This is a genomic window from Pseudomonas sp. Ag1 (assembly GCF_000278565.1).
Taxonomy (GTDB): Bacteria; Pseudomonadota; Gammaproteobacteria; order Pseudomonadales; family Pseudomonadaceae; genus Aquipseudomonas.
Genome location: NZ_AKVH01000055.1, coordinates 1 through 21368, shown reverse-complemented (window position 1 = coordinate 21368; position 21368 = coordinate 1). Strand labels below are relative to the sequence as shown.

The window sequence follows — 21368 nt, the reverse complement described above, 5'->3', positions numbered from 1 at the left end:
TTCATGCCCCGGCCTCCAGGGGCAGGCAGACGCGGAACAGCGCGCCCTCGCCTATCCGGCTTTCCACTTCAATGGTCCCGCCGTGGGCCGCGATAATCTGCTCGGAGATAAACAACCCCAGGCCCAGGCCCGCCACGGCATGGTTGGCCGACACGCGCTCGAACTGTTGGAAAATACGCTTCTGGTTGTCTTCGCTGATGCCGATCCCGTGGTCACGTACTTCTACCCGCGCTTCGCCATGCTCGGCGTACACCCGCACTTCCACCGGGCTCTTGGCCCCGTAGCGCAAGGCGTTGGTCAACAGGTTGGACACCACCTGCTCGATACGGAATTCATCCCAGTTGCCTACCACCGGCCCTTCCTGGACCCAGGCCACCGAAGACTCCGCCGCCGCCACCTGCGGCGCAAAATTTTCCAGCAGGTTGTGCACCAGTTGCGTGAGGTCAAAGCGACCGGGGCGGATCGACAGCTTGCCCGTGCGAATGCGCGACACGTCGAGCATGTCTTCGATCAGGCGAATCAGGCTCTGGATCTGCCGCTCATCGCGGTCGACCATGGCGTGCATCTTGTCCAGGGTAAACGCTGCGGCGTTGTCCCGGGCAAGGTGCATCTTGCGCAGCTGGGTTTCCAGGATCAGCCCGTTGAGGGGCGTGCGCACTTCGTGGGCGACGATCGACATGAAGTCATCGCGCATGCGCACGGCCTGCTCCAGTTCGGCCTGGGTGGCCTGCAAGCGCGTGAGCAAGGCTTCCTGCTCGCGCCGGCTTTGCTCCAGGGCTTCAACCTGCTGCTTCATCGCCTTGCTCTGGCGGTACAGGTCAACGAATACGTTGACCTTGCTCTTGACCGCGTGGATATCCAGCGGCTTGTGCAGGAAATCCACGGCGCCGCTTTCGTAGCCCTTGAACGCATAGTTGAGCTCACGGCCGGCAGCGCTGACAAACACGATGGGAATGTTCTTGGTCTTTTCGGTGCCGCGCATCAGCTCGGCCAGCTCGAAGCCGTTCATGCCCGGCATCTGCACGTCGAGAATGGCCATGGCGAACTCGTGCTCCAGCAGCAACGACAAGGCCTCGTCGGCGCTCAATGCCTTATAGACCTGGCGGTCCTCGCGCTTGATCAGCGCTTCAAGGGCCAGCAGGTTTTCCGGCAGATCGTCGACGATCAGCAGTTTGGCCTGGACAGTACTTAACATGGGGAGGATTCCAGGGAAGCCAGCAAGGTGCCGATGCGGCTCAAGGTGAGGATATGGTCAGGTTCATGCAGCGCCAGGGCGGCCCGGGGCATCACGGCGACGCGGGCCTCCAAAGGGTCCTGCACCACCGTGGTACCGCCGCTCTGCTTGACGTGGGCCAGGCCCCGGGCGCCGTCCTGGTTGGCCCCCGTCAGCAAAATCGCCAGCAACCCCTTGCCGTAGACATCGGCGGCTGAATCAAACAGGTAGTCGATTGCCGGGCGGGAATGGTGCACGCGGTCCTCCTGGCTCAGTGACAGGCTGCGGTCGTGCTCCACCGACAGGTGATAACCGGGGCCGGCAAAATACAGGGTGCCGGGCTGGATCACTTCCTTGTCGCGGGCCTCCACTACCTTCATCGATACGCGTCGGTCAAACACTTCCGCCAACTGGCTGCGGCGCTCGTCCGGCAAATGCAGCACGGTAATGATCGGCAGGCCGAAGCTCGCCGGCAGCTCGCCAAAAATGCTCAGCAATGCCTCGACACCGCCTGCGGAAGCGCCGATCACAATGGCCTCGATCCCGGATACCGGGCTGGCAGTAGCTTCATTCATAATTTTCGGTAGATCCGTTCTTGCTTGACCAGAGGTTCGAACTGTTTGCTGTAGGCGGAAAAATCCAGGGTTTCCTTGCTGCCCAGCACCAGGAAGCCGCGATGACACAGCGACTCATGGAACAGTCCAAACGCCCGATCCTGCAACTTTTTATTGAAGTAAATCAATACGTTGCGACAGGAAATTAATTGAGTTTCGGAAAACACGCTATCGGTCGCCAGGCTGTGATCGGCAAACGTCACGTTCTCCCGCAGGGTCTTGTCGAAGATCGCATGATCGTAAGCCGCGGTGTAGTAATCGGCAAACGAACGCTGGCCACCGGCCTGCTGGTAGTTGTGGGTATAGGCGCGGATGTTCTCGAGGGAAAAGATCCCCTGCTTGGCTTTTTCCAGGGACCGGGGGTTGATGTCGGTGGCGTAGATGATGGTGCGTTCCAGCAGGCCTTCCTCACGCAACAGGATGGCCATCGAATACACCTCCTCCCCGGTACTGCAGCCCGCGATCCAGATCTTGATCGACGGGTAGGTCTTGAGCAGCGGCACCACTTCCTTGCGAATCGCCAGGAAGTGCGAGGGGTCGCGAAACATTTCGCTGACCGGAATCGTCAGGAACTGCAGCAACTGCATGAACGCCGTCGGGTCATGCAGCACCCGTTCCTGCAAGGCCGAGATGGTGGCGCAGTCGAACTGACGCAACGCATGGGCCACGCGGCGTTTGACCGAAGCGCCGGAGTAGTCGCGAAAGTCGTAGCTGTACTTGAGGTAAATCGCCTCAATCAACAAGCGCAGTTCGATGTCAGTGCTTCGTTCCAATTAAATCCGTTCCATCTTGGGTAGCCACACGCGAATCAATGAAAACAACCGGTCCAGGTCGATGGGCTTGGCCAGGTAATCGTTGGAGCCTGCCGCCAGGCAGCGCTCCTGATCGTCCTTCATGGCCTTGGCCGTCACCGCGATGATCGGCAGCTTGCGCCAGCGCGGGTCCTGGCGGATCAAGGCAGTGGCCTCGTACCCGTCCATCTCCGGCATCATCACGTCCATCAGTACCAGGTCGATGTCATCGACTTCATTGAGTTTCTCGATCGCCTCGCGGCCATTACGGCCGATCACGACAATCGCGCCCTTGTGCTCCAGGGCACTGGTCAGGGCGAAAATATTGCGTACATCATCATCCACCAGCAGGATCTTGCGGCCCTCGAACACCTTGTCGCGGCTGCGGGCAGTCCTGAGCATTGTCTGGCGTTCATGGGACAACTGCGATTCGACTTTGTGCAGAAAGAGTGTCACCTCGTCCAGCAGGCGCTCGGGGGAACGCGCGCCCTTGATGATGATCGAGCGCGAATACTTACGCAGTTCGGCCTCTTCATCGCGGGTCAGGTTGCGCCCGGTATAGACGATCACCGGCGGGAACGAGCAGATGTCCTCGATGGACATGCGCTTGAGCAGCTCGTTGCCGAGCATGTCCGGCAGCTTGAGGTCGATGATCATGCAGTCGTAGATGTGGGTGCGCAGCAGGTCCAGGGCCTCCTGGGCGAAGCCTACGGCGGTGATCTCGATATCATCGTCGCCGATCAGGCGGGCAATGCTGTCTCGCTGAAGGTCATCGTCTTCCACCAGCAGCACACGCTTGACCTTCTGCGTCAGCTTGGCTTCCAGGCGGGCGAACACATCCTTGAGCTCTTCGCGGGTGGTCGGCTTGACTGCATAGCCCACGGCGCCCATGTGCATGGCGGCTTCGACGCGGTCCTCCACGGAAATCACGTGCACCGGGATATGGCGGGTCCCGGCATGTTCCTTGAGACGTTGCAGCACGGTCAGGCCGGAATGGTCCGGCAGGCGCATGTCCAGCAGGATCGCGTCGGGAATGTACTGTTCCGCCAGGGCGTAGCCTTCGTCTGCGCCATGGGCCACCAGGCAGTGGTAACCCAGTTCATGGGCGAGGTCGAAGAGGATGCGGGCAAAGTTGGGCTCATCTTCCACCACCAGGATGCAACGCGTGGCGAACGGAGCCTTGTCGCGGTCATCGATAAAGCGCGGGATCTGCGCTTCGTGGGCGATCGGCATCGGCGACACCTTGATCGGCGCCGGTGCAGGCACAGGGACTACCGCGCGCGGCTGTTCCAGCGCGGGGGTGTCTTCGTCACGCTCTACATAGTGCTCGGGCACCACCAGGGTAAAGATACTGCCCTGGCCAGGTTCGCTGGTGACGCTGATATAGCCGCCCAGCAGGTTCGCCAGGTCCCGGGAAATCGACAGGCCCAGGCCGGTGCCGCCGTAACGACGGTTGGTGGTGCCATCGGCCTGGCGGAAGGCCTCGAAGATGCTTTCCTGCTGGTCCGGGGCGATGCCAATCCCCGAGTCGCGTACGGTAAAGGCGATGCCCTCCCCCGGTGCCCGGGATACCGACAGGCTGACCTCACCTTTCTCGGTGAACTTGATGGCGTTGGACAGCAGGTTCTTCAGAATCTGCTCCAGGCGCTGGCGGTCGGTGAACAGCATGTGTGGCGAGCCTTCCTGCACCTCCACCTGGAACCCGAGCTTGCGGTCGGCCGCCAGCGGCTCGAACATGCCGCGCAGCCCATCCACCAGGCGCGCAACGCTGGTGTTCTCCGGGCGCATTTCCAGCTTACCGGCTTCGACCTTGGAGATATCGAGGATGTCATTGATCAGGTTGAGCAAGTCGTTACCGGCCGAGTAGATCGACTCGGCGAACTTGACCTGTTCGGCGCTGAGGTTTTCCTGGGGGTTCTCCGCCAGCAACTTGGCCAGGATCAACGAGCTGTTCAGCGGCGTGCGCAGCTCGTGGGACATGTTGGCGAGGAATTCGGACTTGTACTTGCTGGAGCGCTGCAACTCGTCGGCGCGCTCTTCCAGCTCGATCTGTACGCGGTTGAGCTGGACGTTCTTCTGGTCCATGGCATCGCGCTGCTCGGCCAGGGTCTGGGTCTGTTCGGCCAATTGTTCGTTGGTCTGTTCCAGCTCCGCCTGTTGGGTTTCCAGGTGGGCCTGGGACTCCTTGAGGATGCGCGACTGTTCTTCCAGCTCTTCGTTGGCCGTCTTGAGCTCTTCCTGCTGCACTTGCAGCTCTTCATTGAGCTGCTGGGTTTCGGCCAGCACTTCCTGCAGGCGCTGGCGATAACGCGCGGCTTCGATGGAGGTGCCGATGTTGTCGGCAATCAACTCCAGCAGTTCGACATCACGGTCATCGAGTGCACGCAGGAAACCCAGTTCGATCACCCCGTTGACCCGGCCATCATCGCTGGTCGGTACCACCAGCACGCTGCGGGTCGCACCTTCGCCGAGGCCGGAACTGACCTTGAAGTAATCCACCGGCACATCGTCCAGGCGAATCAGGCGGTCCTGCCGGGCCGATTGGCCGACGATGCCTTCGTCGTTGTAGATCGACTGTTCCTGCTGCTCCTGCTCGCGGGAGAAGCCATAGGTAGCCACGCGTGTGAGGCCGCCGTGCTCTTCACGCACGTACAACGCCGCCACCGCCGAGCCCATGTACTGGGCAAAGAACTGCAAAATGTTGCGCCCCAGCAGGTTCAGCGTCAGTTGGCCAAGGACCTGCTCGGCCAGCTCGGTCTGGCCGTTGCGCAACCAGGCTTGCTGCTCGAGGCGCTTGGCGATCCTCTGCTGCGACATCAGGTTTTCGCTGTAACTGTTTGAAAGTTCCAGAAGATTCTTTCGGCCGACATACGCCAGGAAGCCACTCAGGCCGAGCACAAACACCAGGTACAAGGTGACGCTGATGATCGTGGTGCGGGTAACGTCTTCATTGCGGGTGATGCGGAACTGTTGCTCCATCGCCACCGCCCGGTCGTACTCCTTGCGAATCTCGTCCGTCAGGCTCTTGCCACGCCCGGCTTTCACGGCGGTGCGGTAATCGCCGTTTTGCCGCTGCATGTCAATCATCGACTGGGCGTAGGTGTTCCACGCCTGTTGCAACGACTCCAGACGCTTGAGCCGGTCCACCTGCTCCGGATTGTCCGCCACCAGTGCCTGCAAGTTGCGCAAGTCGGAAATGATCCGCGGCTTGGCCACTTCGTACGGGTCGAGGAAATGCTCGTCACCGGTAATCAGGAAGCCGCGCATGCCGGTTTCCAGGTCCACGGTCAGTTTCGAGGTTTCGTTGAGATTGTTGATTACCCGGTCGGTGTGTTCGACCCACTGGATCACCGACAACAGGTAGGTGATCAGAACGACGAAAAACACCGCGCTGAGCACGCCAACGCCCAACGGCAGTGCCACGTTGCGGCCCAGCAATTTACGGAAGCTTTTCTCATCGACAGACGACGCGGGAGTCATGGGCATGCCTTGGCCAATACGGAAAAACGAGGAGTTTGCCCCAAAGTTGCGCCTGAGCGCTATTTTTCTGCTACCCGTAGCGACATGGATTACATAACCCATTGATAAATAGACGAATGGATGTGTTTTTAACACTCGGCAATTGACTTTCCTTCTTACATGGGAACCGAAGTGAGCCTGGAACGTTGTGTGTGGGCCGCCCCACCCAAAGGGGTGCCGTGGGGAACAGGGAACCTCCTCGGAAAAGGCGCGTATCTCCTAATAAAACAGGTACCCACCGATGCAAAATGTCAGCAACCTCTCCGTGCAACAGCCTGCGCCCCAATTCTTTTCCTCCCCTGCTTCCGGGGCATCGTCCCTGAGCCCCCAGCCAGCCACGCCCCCTGCCGTTGCAGCAGCGCCAGCATCAGCCGCCAGCCGCTCCGATGTGCTGAAACAGCCCATGGCCGACCGGCAGAACTGGCAGAACCTGCTGGACGCCATCAACCTCGCTGCCCCGGCCCTGCAAGACTACGACACCGCCCCCTATGTACAGTCCGTCCTGAAGCTCACACAAATGGCCATTCATCCTGACTCGTCCCATCACAACACCCTGGACATGGGGACCAGGGTCAACCAAAGCCTGGAGGCATTCCTGAATGCCAACGGGGTGCCTCTGCCAACCTCCAAGGCCGAGTTGCTCAAGCTGAAACTGGAAGCGACCGTCAGGATCGCCGCCCACCCTTTCGGTGACCTGGGCGGTGCCTTGTCCTGGCCTGCACCGCTGGACCAGAACCAGCAAACTCAGTTGCGCCTGCTTGCGATGAACCACGCCCACCACCTCGGCGATCAGCCGCAAGTCACGCAGACAAAGAGCGTCCTGGACTTTCTCGCGTACCAGAATCCCATTCCTGTGGCCGCCTTGAACGACCCGGCGAAGATCCTCGAGTTTCTTTTAAGCTCGCCCGAAGGCCAACTGATGGGCCAGGCCCTGCAGCGCGGGCTCAATGGTATCGAGACCAAGAACAGCCATTACGACTACCTGCTGGCCGCCATCAGTGCACAGATGGATCCCGAGTCAATCCAGGCGCCTCAACGGAACAAACTGGCCGGTTTCGACGTGGCCAGTGAAGAACATTGGGGCAAGCCGGCCTCTGCCATCGTCAACGGGCTGAGCGCACACCTGTCGAGCGAGGGCAGAACGAGCCCCGAGATGGCCCAGGCGGGTGCTTACGTATTGCTGGCAAGAACAGCCCCGGAGTTCCTGATCAAAGACATCCCGGCCAGCGTGACCTATGGCAGCCCGGCCTGGGTCAACCTGGCGGTTGCGGCGGCGTCGATTGAAGCGCAGTCGCCGGGCTCGGTACCGAACATGACTTTCGCCCAAGTGATGCTCAAGGCCGAAAGCGCTGCACTCGCCGAGCCCGCCGTGACCCAAAGCGCACAGAGGGCAGCGCTGATTGATTGGGCCGTGGCCAACGGCGTTATCAGCAAACAACCCAACGATGCCTACAGCCCCGACCAGCTGGAAGCGATACGCGTCGAGTTCACTCAGCAGGTGGATGAACGCATGAAGGCCTCCACCCTGCTGGAGACCGATATCCCGAGCCGCAAGGCCATTGCACTGGCCCAGCTCAAGGAGCGATTTGGCGAAGATGTGCCGTTTGAAAAAAAGGCCCTGACGGTGAAGGACACCCGCCAACAACAGTTTGGCGTACCGCTTTACGACCCAAACCGCGCACCTGCGGGCCTGCATTCGTTGCTGGACATCGCCATGAGTGGCTTGGGCGATTACACCTGGGAATCCAAGGATCCAGACATCACCCAGGCACTGGAAGGCCAGTCGCTCAAGTTCGACGTAAACGCGACATTTCAAAAGCAGTTTGAAGCGTCGATCAAGTCGCTGAATGACGGGGTTGCCACCACCGTAAAGCACCTGATCGCCAGCCTGCCGCTGGAAGATCGAAAAAACATCGAGCAGGGCAACCTCACTTTTTACCAGCCCTCTGTTTATCAATTGGGCCCAAACCTGGTCACCTCGCTTTTCAAACCGATTAAAAATGAGCTGCTGATACAGGTAGAGGGTGGCACGGAACCTGTTACCTATAGGCTGGACATAAAAAACGGCAGCATCAAAAAAGTAACGCCCCAGGATTTCTCTGCGAGTACCTGGGAACTGGCGATCGAGGAAAACAGAATAAAAAAATTCGACGCTTCAGAGGCCACTGAGCCCGAGCGCTCAGCCAGTACAGACACGAACCCACTGCCTCCCAACAGCTTTGCCACCGCCCGTACCCAGTACATCGCGGAGGCATTTGTCGAAAACCTCGACCTGGGCAACGAGGATGTCGTCAAGCAAGCCAAAGGCGCCACGACCTACGACAAGCAAATGGAAACCGAGCTGAAGGTGACCCATTTCTTCCTCGACCTCATTCCCTTCAAGTCAGCGATTGCCAACTTTACCAAGGGTAATTACCTGGAGGGGGCGATTGACCTCCAGCTGGACCTGCTGGGCTTTGTCAGCCTGGGTTCGTCCAAAGCGGCACAGGCGGGCACAAAAGCCCTCAGTGCAGGCGCCAAGGCGCTGAATGTTGCCAAAAAGATCGGTGTCGCCACCATCGGCGCCTTGAACCCGGTGGGCGGCTTGGGCGATTTGCTTCTGGGAGGCGCAGGACTGATTAACCGGGGCGGCAAGTTTGTAGTCGAAAAAAGCATTAACGGGCTAAACAAACTCAAGGGGGCAGCCGGCAGCTATGACCTGTTGAAAGCCGCCGGCAAGGAACATGGCGTCGCGGCAATCGGCACCATCAAGCTGGCGGATCAAACCGTCGAAGCCTCCGCTGTATTGAACAAGGGCGAATGGTACGCGTACGACGCCCTCAAGAAACAACCCTATGGCCCACCGCTGAAGGGGTTCACGCCACAGACCGTGTCGGTCCAGGACAACGTTGAAAGCTTCTGGGAGTACTTTGTCGGAGGGCCGGCCACCAAGGCGCAAAACACACCCTCCAAGCAATTATCCAACTCATTCAAGGCTACGCAGGAACACGCCAGAACAACGAGCCACGATGCGTATATGCGTGGCTATAACAACGGGGTAGTGGATGACATCCCGGGCTACTCGGGCTAGCCGAATCGAAGCCCCGAAGAAATCGGCGCCCTGGCACAGTCAATAGGCAAAAAGCGATCAGAAGTCGGCCTTAAAAACTATGAGTTCTACAAAGCCGAAATTGAGCGCATCCCCGGCATCAAGCTCAGGGGCATGCCCCAGAATTTCTATTTGAGCCAGGTGGACACGGTGACCGGAGGCGAATGTGGCGTGTTAGCCAACGCAATGGCCTACGCCGTGTCCGTTGGAAAACAGGACGAGTACATCGACAAGCTTTTCATTGCGGCGGCAACCAAGGAAACCAACCCAAAATCGGCGAGGTTCATCAAGGACATGAGCGAAGCCCAGGATCACTTCAGAAAGCGACCGCACTCGGCTGAAGTCGTCACGCAAAAGTCCTATCAGGCCATCATCGATGACCTGGCCAACGCGACGACGTCCAAGACACTCATCATCGCCACGCCCGTCCACGCGATGACAGCGGGAGTGATCGTGGAAGGCGGCACGCGAAAATGGTTCTATTTCGACCCCAATTTCGGATTGGTCAATTTTCCGACCGAGGACGCCATGAAGAAAGGAATGAAGGAATCGCTGGCCAACAGTAAGACGCCGCTCATCCCGGGAGCGTTTGGGACGCCGACAAACCCGGAATATACGGTCAGCACCTTCAAGGCAAGCGAGAACCAGAGCCGGGTACATGGGTTGGTGTACGGATCCCTTTAACCGATAAAACCGGCAGCTTGAGACCATGGCCGGGGCTTGCTGGTTGTTCCAGCAAGCCCCTGGCAAGTGAGTGGCGGTGATACGCGACATTTGTAGCCGTTACCGGCACAATGTTTTGCTTATCTGGGGAACTTGCCGGGACCGACAATACTCAGGATGAAAACGGTCTTCCCATCGCCCAAGACCTGCCCCTTCCACTGTTCGGGAACCTCCACTATGTCAGCCGCCCCCTCCACCATCCTTGTAGTCGAAGACGACGCCATCGTGCGCATGTTGATCGTCGATGTCCTCGAAGAGCTGGAGTACCAAGTGCTTGAAGCGGCCGATGCCGAAGAAGCCTTGAAAATAGTTCAAGACACCGACCAGACCATCGACCTGATGATGACCGACGTCGGCCTGCCGGACATGGACGGCAAGCAACTGGCCCTCAAGGCCCGTGAAATACGCCCCGCCCTGCCCATCCTGTTCGCCAGCGGTTATGCCGAAAATATCGATTCGCCAGCCGACATGCAGGTGATCGGCAAGCCGTTCTCGATTGATCAGTTGCGTGACAAGGTTAAGTCCATACTGCCTTGACTGCCCCCCGATGCCGCCTTTCACAGGCGGCACTTGATCTCGTTGATGTCAACTGATCGATAGATCTTTGCGTTGAACCTCACGTGCCAAAAGACTTCCCGAGCAACTGAGTGCAAACTCTGCCTGACACGCAAAGGTTCAGCTAGTTGCGACTGTACGCGCCCACCGGAGCCTGCTTTTATAACAGCTGAAAAACTCGACGACATCCGACTGACTCAGTAAGGACGCAACAACATGATTCGAACACCGACGCGCCTGCTGTTGGCGAGCCTCTCGATTTTCATGAGTACCGGCGCCTGGGCCGATTTCACCGCCACGCCGAGTGAAGCCCGGGCCATCGCCAAGGAAGCCTATCTTTATGGCTTCCCGGTGGTGGAGATGTACAAGACTCTCTACACCCAGGCTGTCGACAAGACCGGGGCGAACTTCAAGGCGCCGTTCAACCACATCGGGAACACCGCGCAGGCGATAACCCCTAAAGATACAGCGATCCCCACCCCCAACCCGGACACGCCCAACTCCTTTGTCTGGCTCGATCTGCGGGCCGAGCCCGTGGTGTTGACCCTGCCCAGGATCGAAGACAACCGCTACTACGCCGTGCAGTTGGTCGACCTCTATACGCAGAACTTCGGCTATCTGGGCACCCGCAGCACCGGTAACAACGGTGGCCACTACATGATTGCCGGCCCGGGCTGGAAAGGCCAGCAGCCAACCGATATCGACCGCGTCGTGTACAGCGAAAGCAACATCGCCTACGCCCTGTACCGCACTCAATTGTTCGATGAAAAGGACTTGGGCAAAGTCAGACAGATCCAGGGCGGCTATAAGGTCCAGACCCTGAGCAGCTACGTGAAGCAGCCCAAACCCATCAAGCCGCCGAAAATTGCCTGGCCCAAGCCTACGCCGAACATGAGCGACAGCGTGCATCTGTTCCGCTATATGAACTTCATGCTGGCCTACGCAGCACCGCAGGACAGTGAGAAAGACGTGCTCGCGCGTTTTGCCAGGATCGGCGTCGAGGCGGGTAAACCGTTCGACCTCAAGGCCCTGACGGTTGAGCAACGCAAAGCGCTGGATGACGGCATCGCCGACGGCAAAGCCGAGTATGCAGCCTTCAAAAAAGACAAGATCGATACCCATCAAGTATCCAGTGCAGACCTGTTCGGCAATCGCGACCACCTTCAAAACAACTACCTGTACCGCTACGCTGGCGCCAACCTGCACCTGTTTGGCAACTCCGGCGATGAAACGGCCTACCTGCGCTACTCCGTGGACAGCGAGGGCAAACCCGCCAACGGCGCACGCCACAGCTACACCCTGCACTTCGCCAAGGACCAGTTGCCACCGACCGACGCATTCTGGTCACTGACCATGTACAACGCCAAGACCAATCTGCTGACCCCCAACCTGAAGAAGCGCTACGTGCTCACGTCGGGGATGTTGCCCAACTTCAAGCTCGACGCCGATGGCGGCCTGACGCTGTTGGTCGCGCACCACGAGCCACCGAAGGCGGAACAAAGCAACTGGCTGCCAGCACCACCCGGCCCGTTCTATGCCCTATTGCGCATTTACCTGCCCAAGCCTGAAGTGGGTAACGGGCAATGGAAGCAGCCACCGCTCACACCGATCAAATAGCACCCGCTCAAGTCGCGCACCGTTTGAGGCTTAGCCCTTTTTAAGCTTCAAAAACGATTGATGCAGGTCCGACGCCCAGCCGTCGATGACGTTTTTCACGTCATCGGCTTTCATCACCTGGGAGTCGTTTGCCAACGGTTTACCGGTGCCTTTGCGCACGACTTGGGCGACCACCTTGCCACTGGCACCATCGAGGAATTGGGCTTCGGTGCCCAAGGTGGTTTCCTGGTCACGAATCCCGGCGCCCGTGCTGACCGTGGCGACTACCAGGGCGACAGGAATGTACTCATAGGGCTTGAGACTTTCGGTCTTGCTGCTGACGGCAGTGATCGCCGCACGCACCACTATCACGCCCGGGCCTGGTCCGTCGGCCAGAGGCAAGGACTTTTCCAGTTCGCGCTTGAGCGCCTGGCTGTAGTAGGTGCTGATGCCCTGCAGGGTGCTTTCAGGGATCTTGGTGCTGGCTTGCGGCTTGGGGTAGAACTGGGTGGGCTCGATGTACACCGCGTTATAGCGGCTCAGACTCAGGTTGGGGTCCACCCAACGCATTACCTGCGCGCCCGAGGGCGACCTGGCTTCCTTGAGGTTGCTGTAGTCGGAGAGAAACCCGGAGTATTCGTCCGGCTGCGTCACCTTGCTGGAACACCCCATCACCCCGATCGTGGCAATACACACGGTGCTGATCATTATTCCCAGTTTCATCGCGATACTCCTTGGCTGACGTTGAGGAAGCGCTGAGCATTAGGTATAGCTGATGCTGGAGCTGCGGCAATGAAGCGAGCCCGCTCGGGGCGCCCCCCCCCTTTAACAGTCTTTGACAGTTTCCCGACAAAGCTCACAAAGACTCATGGACGGCCCGCCCCTAGCATTCGAGCATCCAAACCACCCCTCGGGTGCTCCTCATGTTTCGCACATTGCGCAGTATTCCGCTGCTGGGTTTCCTGCTGGGCAGTCTCGGCTGCCACGGCCAACCGCCGGCCCCGCCGCCTATCCCCAAGGGCGACTACAGCGCAATCATCCGCTACCTGCAAAAACGCATCCCCGTTGAAATGGCCAGGCAAAACATACCCGGCCTGTCCATCGCCTTGGTCAATGGCCAGGAACTGATCTGGGCCCACGGCTTTGGCCTGGCCGACAAGGCCCTGGGCAAACCCGTCACCCCCAACACCGCGTTCCGCGCCGGCGCCCTCTCCAAACTGCTGACCGCCACCGCCGCCCTGCAACTGGTGGAGCAACAGCGCCTGGCCCTCGACGCCCCGATCCAGGACACCCTGCGGGAGTTTTACGTACGCTCGCGCTTTCATTCCGACCAGGCGGCCGCCGACCGCGACATCACCCTGCGCCGCCTGCTCAGCCACCAGTCGGGCCTGCCCAGCGAACACCTGCGGGATGTGCGCAACACCTTCGCCATGGGCCAGATGCCGATGCGTATTTCGGGCGTTTGGCTGAGCACTCCACCGGGCACCCAAGTGGCGTATTCCAACCTCGGCTACGCCCTGGTCGGGGCCGCCATTGAGCGCAGCAGCGGGCAAGACTTTGAAAACCGCCTGCAAGGCAGCCTGCTCAAGCCCCTGGAGATGAACCAGTCGAGCTTCGTCGGCACCGGCGCGCAACTGAGCTTCCGGGCCCTGGGTTATGAAAACGGCACCGTCAGCCCCGACGCCCAGGTGCGTGACCTCGCCGCCGCTGGCTTGTGGGCCAGCCCCAAAGACCTCAGCCACTACGTGCGCATGCTCTTTGCCCGAGGCCGCTACAAAGACAAACAGGTGGTGAGCAGCCAGTCGATTGACGAAATGTTCACCCAGCAAAATACCGGGAATGCCCTGGACTTCGACTGCCAGATGGGCCTGGGGTGGTTTCTCGCGCCCTGTGGTGATGAGCCGGTCGGCCCCGGGATACGCACCTTCCAGCACAGCGGTGGCGGGGATGATTTCGCCGCACAACTCACGATGCTGCCGGACCAGCAATTGGCCGTTATTGTGATGGCCAACGACAGCAGCGCCGAAGAGATGGTGGCGTCCCTGACCACCGACACCCTGCGCCTGATGCTTCAGGCCCAGACCGGCGACCCGGTGTGTTCCGACGACTGCCAACAGCCGGCCCACGGCCTGAAGATTCGCCAGGTGCCCGCCGCCATCGACCGCAAGCGCCTGGCCGGTTTCTATGCCACGGCCTGGGGCATTTTCCGTATCAAGGACGAAAACGGCCAGCTGTATGGCGAGTTGGCCGACACCCGTTTCGAACTGCTGCGCGACGGCCAGGGCTGGCTGCGGGCACAACAGAAATTCCTCGGCTTCTGGCTCAAGGACCTCGGCGAACTGGGCCGTGTGCAGCTGGATGTGGTAACGGTGCAAGGGCGCCAGATGCTCACCGCCCGCAGCCACGGCCAACGCGTCCCGGTGGGCGAACGCATCGAACCGACCCCGCTGAGCAATGCCTGGGCCGACACCATCGGTACCTATCAAGTGCTCAACACCCATGAGCCCGACGCGCCCCTGAGCGGCATCAGCGTGCGCCTGGAGAACGGCTTCCTGGTGATCCGCGGCCAACTGCACGACGAGCCGCTGACCGACTACATCCTGCTGCCCGTGGACAACGCCCACGCGGTGCTGGCCGGCAACGGCTATGGCCTGGGCGATACCGTGAGTCGCCAGGTCAACGGCCTGAGCGCCTCCGGCTACCACTTCAAACGTACCGATTCTCCCCACAACCCCTTGAGTCTCTGACCTCACATGAAGACCATCATGCGTTCAAAACACCTGTGCCTGTCCCTGACGTCGCTGTGCCTGCTGGCCAGCGCCGACACCCTGCTGGCCGACGACTGGGAATACACCCTCAAGGCCGGCGTGGCCAACCTGCCCCGCTACAGCGGCAGCGACGAGCGAGTCACCGCGCCGGTGCTGGGGGCGGCCATCGTCAGCCCGTGGGGGATTTTCCTCGACACCGACAAGGGCCTGGGCTGGGGTTATGACGGCGGCGGTGCGAGCTTCAGCGCCTACGTCGGCGCCAGCGGCTCACGCAAGGACGAAAGCAAGACCGGGCGCCCGGGCTCGAAGAAACTCAAGGGCATGGGCGAGATCAAGACTCGCCCCCAGGTGGGTGTCAGTGGCAGCTATAACCTGGGCGGGGTAATTCTCGGCGCAACCCTGGAACATGCGCTTGAGGAAGATGATCACAAGGATTCCGGCAAGGCGTTCACCCACCTGGAACTGAGCCTGGGCACCAACCTGTACGACGGCGACTACGGTTCGCTGGATGCCAGCCTCAGCAGCCATTTTGGCGACAGCAACTACCTGCAGACCTGGTACGGCGTCACCACCGGCCAGGCCGCACAGAGTCGCTTCAAGGCCTACAAGGCCAGCGGCGGCAACATCAGCAACGGGATGAATCTGGTGTGGAGCTTGCCGATCAGCGAACACACACAGTTTTCGACGCTGCTGGATGTGCAGTACCTGGCAGACAAGGCCGGGCAAAGCCCGATTGTGGAGAGACGCTTGCAGACGTCGGTGATGGGGATGGTCGAGTACACGTTCTAACTTTGGTAACCCAATCAAAATGTGGGAGCGGGCTTGCTCGCGAAGGCGGTGTTTCAGTCAATGTATCCGGCGACTGATTCACCGCCTTCGCGAGCAAGCCCGCTCCCACATTTGATCTCCATGGCTCCTGGATGATTACTCGGCATACGCCCAGGTCATCCGAAACGATGCCCCGCCCCACTCCGAATCCAGCACTTCAACCTGCCCGCCATGCCATTGGCACACCCGCCGCACCAGCGCCAGGCCGAGGCCGAAGCCACCGGTGCGGCGGTCACGGCTGGCGTCCAGGCGCAGGAACGGCTCGAAAATCTTCCCTCGCCCTTCCACCGGCACACCGGGCCCGTCGTCATTGACCCGTACTTCATAGCCGGTGCCAAACTTCACCAGCGACACTTCCACGCGCCGGTCGGCATAGCGAATTGCATTGCGCAACAGGTTGATCACCGCCCGTGCCATAAAGCGCGGCTCGATACGGATGTAATCGACTTCACAGGTGCGCAGCAGCAACTGCACGCCTGCCGCCTCGGCCTCCAGGGCGACGCTGCCGATCACACTGTCGAGCCAGCTGTGGGCCTCGATGCTTTCCCGGGTGATCTGCGTGGCGCCGCGTTCCAGGCTGGCGTAGGTCAACAGTTCCGAGACCATTTCTTCCAGCTCGCCGAGGTCGGCATACATGTCGGCGATCAGTGCGCGGCTCTCCCGTGGATCGGCCTGTTGCTTGAGCTGGTCGAGCTCAAACGACAGCCGCGCAATCGGCGTACGCAGCTCGTGAGACACGGCGTTGGTCAACTCGCGCTGGTTGGCGATCAGGCTTTCAATGCGCTCGGCCATCTGGTTGAAGTGCCCCGCCAGCTCGCGCACGGTAGAACGGCGCGGCAGCAGGATGCGCGAGCCGAGATCGTTGTCACCGAAACGTTGCGCGGCCAGGCGGATATGCTCCAGGTCACGCCAATGGGGCCGAACCCAGAAGTACAGGACAATCGCCAGGCACAGGCCGAGAAAGCCATAGGCCCACATGTACAGCCACTTGGGCTCTTCCGGCAGTTTGATTTCCAGCAGTTGGTGGCCGCCGTCGATGTTGGAGATGAACTCCATGAAATCCCCACGCACCACCAACTCGCCACTGGCCAGCAGTTGCTGCTCACGCTCGGTCAGTTTCAGCGTGTCCCGCTGCACCAGCGCCAGTCGCAGCCCATAGTGAGGTTGCAACTCGGCCAGGCGGGCGGCGCGCGCTTCCCCCGTCACCGGCCGCAATTGTTCCACCAGCCCATACGCCGGGCCGCGCAGGGCCTCGCGGTTGTAGGTTTCGTTGGCCTCCGGCAACAGCTCATCGAAGGTGTAGTTCACCAGCCAGATCGCCCCGGCCAAGCCAATGGCCAGGATGATATACAGACGTAGAAACAGCCTTAACATCTAGACCTCCCAGGCGAACGGATTGAACAGGTAGCCCTTGCCCCAGATGGTCTTGATGCACACCGGTTCCCGGGGGTTGTCATTGAGCTTGCCGCGCAGCTTGCTGATGTACACGTCGACGCTGCGGTTGAGCCCGTCAAAGGCAATACCGCGCATGCGGTTGAGAATGTCATCGCGGGAGAGGATTTTCCCGGCGGCGCTGGCCAGCAACCACAGCAGTTCGAATTCCATGGTGGTCAGGTCGATCTTCTCCCCGCCCAGGCTCACCACCCGGCAACTGCGGTCGATGGCCAGGCGGCCGAACTCAAGGGCGCCGCGCACCGTGGGTTCCGGCGCCTGGCGACGTTGCAGGGCGCGCAGGCGAGCCAACAGCACAGGCGGCTTGATCGGCTTGATCACATAATCATCGGCGCCGGACTCCAGGCCGAGGATGTGGTCGAGGTCGTCTTCCTTGGCGGTGAGGATCACGATGGGCGTGTCGGACACGTTGCGAATTTCACGGCACACATGCAGGCCGCTCTGGCCGGGCAGCATCAGGTCGAGCACGACGATCTTCGGCTTGAACTCCAGGAACGCCGCCAGCGCCAGGTCGCCGCGGTGCACGGCCAGCACCTCGAAGCCATGCTGGGACAGGAAATGGGCGATCAGCCCTGCCAGCTTCTCATCGTCCTCCACGAGCAAGACCTTGCCGAGACCCAAGTTATCCATAAATTTCCAGTGCACGCGCGGATTGAAGTGTGCGCATTATAGGTGGCAAGCCGGCAGACTAAAGCAGCTGGCCATCACTGGCCGACGAAGCTTCATGCTTTTAAGAGTTTTTAACAGTTTCACCGCAGTCTTTAACTCGGTACCGTCCGCCAGATGCGCCCCACACGCTTTTCGGAAGTGTCGCTGATGACAACACCACAAACACAAGAGAATCATGGCCCTCTACCTACATAGCGGGAGAAAACCATGTTCGTTCGTCACAAATCAGACATTGAAAACACCGCGCACTTTGTCGAATGGGGCGCTGGCACCAGCCATCGGTTGCTGACGGAAAAGGACGGGATGGGTTATACCGTCTGCCACACCGTCGTGCGTGCCGGCACCGAGTCACTGCTGCAATACCGCAATCACCTGGAGGCTTGCTACTGCATCGCCGGTGAGGGTGAAGTCGAAGATATGGACGGTAACGTCTACCCGATCCGCCCCGGTGATATTTATGCGCTGGACCAACACGACTGCCATTATCTAAGAGGCGGAAAGGAGCAGGACCTGGTGCTGGTCAGCGTATTCAACCCGCCGCTCAAGGGCGACGAGCGCCACAATCTCACGGATAAATCCGGCTCCGGCTACTGACGACAATTTGACTCACGGACACGAGCACACCATGCGCAAGGATTACCTGGCTTTCTTCATTTCGTTGTTTCTGTCACGCCTGGCCGACCAGATTCTGTTGTTCATCGTGCCGCTGATCGTGTTCCAGACCACCAACAGTGTGTCCTGGGCGGGCCTGGCGTTTTTTGTCGAATCCTTGCCGCGGTACCTGTCGTTCCCGGTGTGCGGGGCGTTGTGCGACAAATATCCCGCCGTGCGCGTCCTGCATATCAGCCAGGTGTACCGGGCGCTGGCGTGTGTGGCGGCGGTGCTGCTGTATGGAATGTTCGACGGGATTTACTGGATTGTCATGCTTTCGGCGCTGTGCGGCGTGTTGACCACCCAGGGCATCATGGCCCGGGAAGTGCTGCTGCCGCATATCTTCAAGCATTACACCTACGCCAAGACCTTGTCCTACTCGCAGATTGCCGACCAGACCGGGCTGGTGCTGGGCCCACTGGTGGCTGCGCTGATGTTGGGCGTCTGGGCCTGGCACTGGGTCGTGCTGGCGGTTGCCGGGCTGTTCCTGCTGGCGGACCTGGCGATGCGCATCTGGCAACGCCACACCACGGTTAATCTTGAAACTTTCGAGCAGCACAACGACATCTGGCTGCAACCGTTGCGCGTTGCCTTCGGGCATATTCGCGACCTGCCGGAGCTGAAAAGGATTATCGCCCTGGCGGTGGGTGTGAACCTGATCATCGGCGTCACCCTCGCCACTTCCGCCGCGATGGTCATTGGCCAATACGCCGCAGGCAAGGACACCTACGCCGGGTTGCAGGCGGCCGGCGCGCTGGTGACCATCGCCATCCTGTTTTTCCTGGCGCGCGCTTCCCTGCCGCTCAAGGTGCTGGGCGGTTTGTCGTATTCGATGATTGCCGTGGGAGCGTTGATCACGGCCATCAGCCCGAATGTGTGGGCTTATGCCGTGGGTTTCCTGCTGCTGACCGGTTTCGACAAGATGTTCAACGTGTACATCCGCAGTGTCCGACAACGGGTAATCCCGGCCCGGGACTTTGGCAAGACGGTGGGCGTGCTGACCTTGCTCAACAACCTCTCGCAGCCGCTGGCCGGGTTGCTGATCGCACTGCTGGCGGCGCCGCTGGGGACGCAGACGGTGATCCTGATACTGGCCGGGATCACCGCGTTGCTCGGTGCAGCGGTTGCGTCAGGCTGGCACGCCGCTGTGAAAGCGGAACTCGACGTCCGGTGACTCGATCAGTTCCTGCTCGGCGGCGCGTACACGGTCGATGACCTGGGCGATGTCCTTGGCGTCGCCGTACTGGTAAGCCAGTTTCAGGTAACCCTGGAAATGCCGGGCCTCGCTTTTCAGCAGGCCGAAATAGAACTTGCCGAGTTCTTCGTCCAAATGCGGCACCAGTGCTTCGAAACGCTCGCAACTGCGGGCTTCGATAAACGCGCCGACCACCAGGGTATCCACCAGTTTGACCGGTTCATGGCTGCGCACCACCTTGCGCAAACCCGAGGCGTAGCGGCCGGCGGACAGTTGGCGCAGCTCGATCTTGCGCTTCTTCATCAGGCGCATGACTTGCTCGTGGTGCACCAGTTCTTCCCGGGCCAGGCGTGACATCAGGTTGATCAGGTCGACGTGGGAATGGTACTTGGCGATCAGGCTCAAGGCGGTGCTGGCGGCCTTGAACTCACAGTTCTTGTGGTCGATCAGCAGGGTTTCCTGGTCGGCCAACGCGGCCTGGACCCAGCCGTCGGGGGTGCGGCAACCGAGGAATTCGTGGATTTCTGGCAGGTTCATCGGGCTCACGGGCAAAGATTCACAAAAGGCCGGGGATTATACCGACCGCGCCGCAGACCGCCAGCTACCGGGCTTGATGTGCATCAACATGACGTGTGCCGGGCAGCAACTATAGTTGTTCCACGCCCACCCTTTTTTGGAGAACCCGACCATGCAAGCCATACGCAGCATCCTGGTGGTCATCGAGCCTGAGCATTCGGAAAGCCTGGCCCTCAAGCGCGCCAAGCTGATTGCCGGCGTCACCGGGGCACATTTGCATTTGTTGGTGTGTGACAAGAAGCACGAGCATTCTGCGATGTTGAGCCTGCTGAAGGCCGGTTTGCAGGAGGATGGTTATAGCGTCACCACTGAACAGGCGTGGAATGACAGCCTGCATGAAACCATCATCGACGTGCAGCAGGCAGAGGGGTGTGGGTTGGTGGTCAAGCAGCATTTCGCTGACAGCCCGCTGAAAAAGGCGCTGTTGACGCCTGCCGACTGGAAGTTGATGCGCTACTGCCCGACTCCGGTGCTGCTGGTGAAGACGTCCAGGCCTTGGGCTGGCGGGGTGATTCTGGCGGCCATCGATGTGGGCAATTCTGATGCCGAGCATCAGGCGTTGCATAACGCGATCATTGATCATGGGTTTGATATCGCGAGTTTGGCCAAGGCGCAGTTGCATGTGATCAGTGCGCATCCGTCGCCGATGCTCTCGGCGGCGGATCCGGTGTTTCAGCTCAAGGAGACGATCGAGGCACGCTATCGTGAGCAGTGCAAGGCGTTCCAGGCGGAGTTTGATATTGACGACACTCATCTGCATATAGAGGAAGGGCCGGCGGATGTGTTGATTCCTCACGCGGCGCACAAGTGGCAGGCGGCGGTGACCATCATTGGTACGGTGGCGCGCACCGGGATTTCCGGGGCGTTGATCGGGAATACGGCGGAGGTGGTGCTGGATGCGGTGGACAGTGATGTGTTGGTGCTTAAGCCGCAGGAGTTGATGGATCATCTGGAAGAGCTGGCTAATGGGTGATGCTTCTTTTTGGGGGCATATCCGTTTTTGGGTGATGGCTTGTATTGGTTCCGCTCTTACAGCGGGTCACTTTTGAAAGGAGCCCAAAAGTAACCAAAAGGCTCTTGCCCCACCACTCGGCACCTCGCCTAGGCTCGGTGTGCCCTCACTCCGGCTT

17 protein-coding genes are annotated in these 21368 nt (G+C 60.1%); 9 read left to right on the top strand and 8 right to left on the bottom strand.

Annotated elements, in window-relative coordinates; genetic code table 11:
* Position 1 precedes the first annotated feature (1 nt).
* Genes A462_RS29875 through A462_RS29890 form a run of 4 tightly spaced genes read right to left on the bottom strand, consistent with a single transcriptional unit; the run spans position 2 to position 6098 of the window.
* Positions 2–1195: a hybrid sensor histidine kinase/response regulator gene (locus tag A462_RS29875; RefSeq protein WP_003217587.1), complete on the bottom strand. Its 1194-nt coding sequence runs from the start codon at positions 1193–1195 to the stop codon at positions 2–4.
* Positions 1189–1788, bottom strand: a complete 600-nt coding sequence (locus A462_RS29880) for a chemotaxis protein CheB (protein WP_008431027.1) — start codon at positions 1786–1788, stop codon at positions 1189–1191. Before A462_RS29880 ends, A462_RS29875 begins: the two co-directional genes overlap by 7 nt.
* On the bottom strand, positions 1785–2600 hold the full coding sequence (locus tag A462_RS29885) for a CheR family methyltransferase (RefSeq protein WP_003217583.1): 816 nt from the start codon (positions 2598–2600) through the stop codon (positions 1785–1787). The genes A462_RS29880 and A462_RS29885 overlap by 4 nt, the downstream gene beginning before the upstream one ends.
* The gene (locus tag A462_RS29890; RefSeq protein WP_008431024.1) at positions 2601–6098 is read right to left on the bottom strand and encodes a response regulator; all 3498 of its coding nucleotides are present in this window, start codon (positions 6096–6098) and stop codon (positions 2601–2603) included. It lies immediately after the preceding gene.
* A gap of 280 nt (positions 6099–6378) precedes the next feature.
* On the opposite strand from A462_RS29890, the gene A462_RS0132240 reads away from it, so the two are divergent.
* The 4 genes from A462_RS0132240 (at position 6379) to A462_RS29900 (ending at position 12120) form a co-directional block, all read left to right on the top strand.
* Positions 6379–9207 (top strand): hypothetical protein, encoded by a 2829-nt coding sequence (locus tag A462_RS0132240; protein ID WP_238544203.1) that lies wholly within the window; start codon positions 6379–6381, stop codon positions 9205–9207.
* A 132-nt stretch (positions 9208–9339) separates the two neighbouring features.
* Positions 9340–9909: a YopT-type cysteine protease domain-containing protein gene (locus A462_RS34760; protein WP_032898668.1), complete on the top strand. Its 570-nt coding sequence runs from the start codon at positions 9340–9342 to the stop codon at positions 9907–9909.
* Positions 9910–10125: 216 nt separating this feature from the next.
* Entirely contained in the window at positions 10126–10485 is a 360-nt protein-coding gene (locus A462_RS29895; protein WP_003217574.1) for a response regulator, read from the top strand.
* 234 nt (positions 10486–10719) lie between these two features.
* Positions 10720–12120: a DUF1254 domain-containing protein gene (locus tag A462_RS29900; RefSeq protein WP_008431021.1), complete on the top strand. Its 1401-nt coding sequence runs from the start codon at positions 10720–10722 to the stop codon at positions 12118–12120.
* 30 nt (positions 12121–12150) lie between these two features.
* Here A462_RS29900 and A462_RS29905 read toward each other — a convergent pair whose 3' ends face one another.
* On the bottom strand, positions 12151–12822 hold the full coding sequence (locus tag A462_RS29905; RefSeq protein ID WP_008431019.1) for a DUF3313 domain-containing protein: 672 nt from the start codon (positions 12820–12822) through the stop codon (positions 12151–12153).
* A 200-nt stretch (positions 12823–13022) separates the two neighbouring features.
* Here A462_RS29905 and A462_RS29910 point away from each other — a divergent pair, with 200 nt between their 5' ends.
* Positions 13023–14846 (top strand): serine hydrolase domain-containing protein, encoded by a 1824-nt coding sequence (locus tag A462_RS29910; RefSeq protein WP_003217568.1) that lies wholly within the window; start codon positions 13023–13025, stop codon positions 14844–14846.
* A 6-nt stretch (positions 14847–14852) separates the two neighbouring features.
* On the top strand, positions 14853–15656 hold the full coding sequence (locus tag A462_RS29915; protein WP_003217565.1) for a MipA/OmpV family protein: 804 nt from the start codon (positions 14853–14855) through the stop codon (positions 15654–15656).
* A gap of 135 nt (positions 15657–15791) precedes the next feature.
* On the opposite strand, the gene A462_RS29920 is transcribed toward A462_RS29915, so the two are convergent.
* Both A462_RS29920 and A462_RS29925 read right to left on the bottom strand, forming a co-directional pair.
* Positions 15792–17069 (bottom strand): ATP-binding protein, encoded by a 1278-nt coding sequence (locus tag A462_RS29920; protein WP_008431015.1) that lies wholly within the window; start codon positions 17067–17069, stop codon positions 15792–15794.
* Positions 17070–17777 carry a winged helix-turn-helix domain-containing protein gene (locus A462_RS29925; protein WP_003217561.1) on the bottom strand — a complete coding sequence of 236 codons (708 nt, stop codon included), beginning with the start codon at positions 17775–17777 and terminating at the stop codon, positions 17070–17072.
* A 246-nt stretch (positions 17778–18023) separates the two neighbouring features.
* Here A462_RS29925 and A462_RS29930 point away from each other — a divergent pair, with 246 nt between their 5' ends.
* Both A462_RS29930 and A462_RS29935 read left to right on the top strand, forming a co-directional pair.
* On the top strand, positions 18024–18410 hold the full coding sequence (locus tag A462_RS29930) for an ectoine synthase (protein WP_003217559.1): 387 nt from the start codon (positions 18024–18026) through the stop codon (positions 18408–18410).
* Between the two features lie 31 nt (positions 18411–18441).
* Positions 18442–19641: an MFS transporter gene (locus A462_RS29935; protein WP_008431011.1), complete on the top strand. Its 1200-nt coding sequence runs from the start codon at positions 18442–18444 to the stop codon at positions 19639–19641.
* Here the strand turns inward: A462_RS29935 and A462_RS29940 are convergent.
* The gene (locus A462_RS29940) at positions 19597–20199 is read right to left on the bottom strand and encodes a tRNA-(ms[2]io[6]A)-hydroxylase (RefSeq protein ID WP_008431008.1); all 603 of its coding nucleotides are present in this window, start codon (positions 20197–20199) and stop codon (positions 19597–19599) included. The two genes, A462_RS29935 and A462_RS29940, sit on opposite strands and share 45 nt — an antisense overlap.
* A gap of 151 nt (positions 20200–20350) precedes the next feature.
* Here A462_RS29940 and A462_RS29945 point away from each other — a divergent pair, with 151 nt between their 5' ends.
* Positions 20351–21211, top strand: coding sequence for a universal stress protein (locus A462_RS29945; protein WP_003217553.1), 861 nt, complete (start codon positions 20351–20353; stop codon positions 21209–21211).
* Positions 21212–21368 lie beyond the last annotated feature (157 nt).

What these genes read in the sequence shown, in the direction of transcription:
- A462_RS29875 (WP_003217587.1), bottom strand. Translation starts at nt 1,195, where the DNA reads ATGTTAAGTACTGTCCAGGCCAAACTGCTGATCGTCGACGATCTGCCG.
- A462_RS29880 (WP_008431027.1), bottom strand. Translation starts at nt 1,788, where the DNA reads ATGAATGAAGCTACTGCCAGCCCGGTATCCGGGATCGAGGCCATTGTG.
- A462_RS29890 (WP_008431024.1), bottom strand. Translation starts at nt 6,098, where the DNA reads ATGACTCCCGCGTCGTCTGTCGATGAGAAAAGCTTCCGTAAATTGCTG.
- A462_RS0132240 (WP_238544203.1), top strand. Translation starts at nt 6,379, where the DNA reads ATGCAAAATGTCAGCAACCTCTCCGTGCAACAGCCTGCGCCCCAATTC.
- A462_RS34760 (WP_032898668.1), top strand. Translation starts at nt 9,340, where the DNA reads ATGCCCCAGAATTTCTATTTGAGCCAGGTGGACACGGTGACCGGAGGC.
- A462_RS29895 (WP_003217574.1), top strand. Translation starts at nt 10,126, where the DNA reads ATGTCAGCCGCCCCCTCCACCATCCTTGTAGTCGAAGACGACGCCATC.
- A462_RS29900 (WP_008431021.1), top strand. Translation starts at nt 10,720, where the DNA reads ATGATTCGAACACCGACGCGCCTGCTGTTGGCGAGCCTCTCGATTTTC.
- A462_RS29905 (WP_008431019.1), bottom strand. Translation starts at nt 12,822, where the DNA reads ATGAAACTGGGAATAATGATCAGCACCGTGTGTATTGCCACGATCGGG.
- A462_RS29910 (WP_003217568.1), top strand. Translation starts at nt 13,023, where the DNA reads ATGTTTCGCACATTGCGCAGTATTCCGCTGCTGGGTTTCCTGCTGGGC.
- A462_RS29915 (WP_003217565.1), top strand. Translation starts at nt 14,853, where the DNA reads ATGAAGACCATCATGCGTTCAAAACACCTGTGCCTGTCCCTGACGTCG.
- A462_RS29920 (WP_008431015.1), bottom strand. Translation starts at nt 17,069, where the DNA reads ATGTTAAGGCTGTTTCTACGTCTGTATATCATCCTGGCCATTGGCTTG.
- A462_RS29925 (WP_003217561.1), bottom strand. Translation starts at nt 17,777, where the DNA reads ATGGATAACTTGGGTCTCGGCAAGGTCTTGCTCGTGGAGGACGATGAG.
- A462_RS29930 (WP_003217559.1), top strand. Translation starts at nt 18,024, where the DNA reads ATGTTCGTTCGTCACAAATCAGACATTGAAAACACCGCGCACTTTGTC.
- A462_RS29935 (WP_008431011.1), top strand. Translation starts at nt 18,442, where the DNA reads ATGCGCAAGGATTACCTGGCTTTCTTCATTTCGTTGTTTCTGTCACGC.
- A462_RS29940 (WP_008431008.1), bottom strand. Translation starts at nt 20,199, where the DNA reads ATGAACCTGCCAGAAATCCACGAATTCCTCGGTTGCCGCACCCCCGAC.
- A462_RS29945 (WP_003217553.1), top strand. Translation starts at nt 20,351, where the DNA reads ATGCAAGCCATACGCAGCATCCTGGTGGTCATCGAGCCTGAGCATTCG.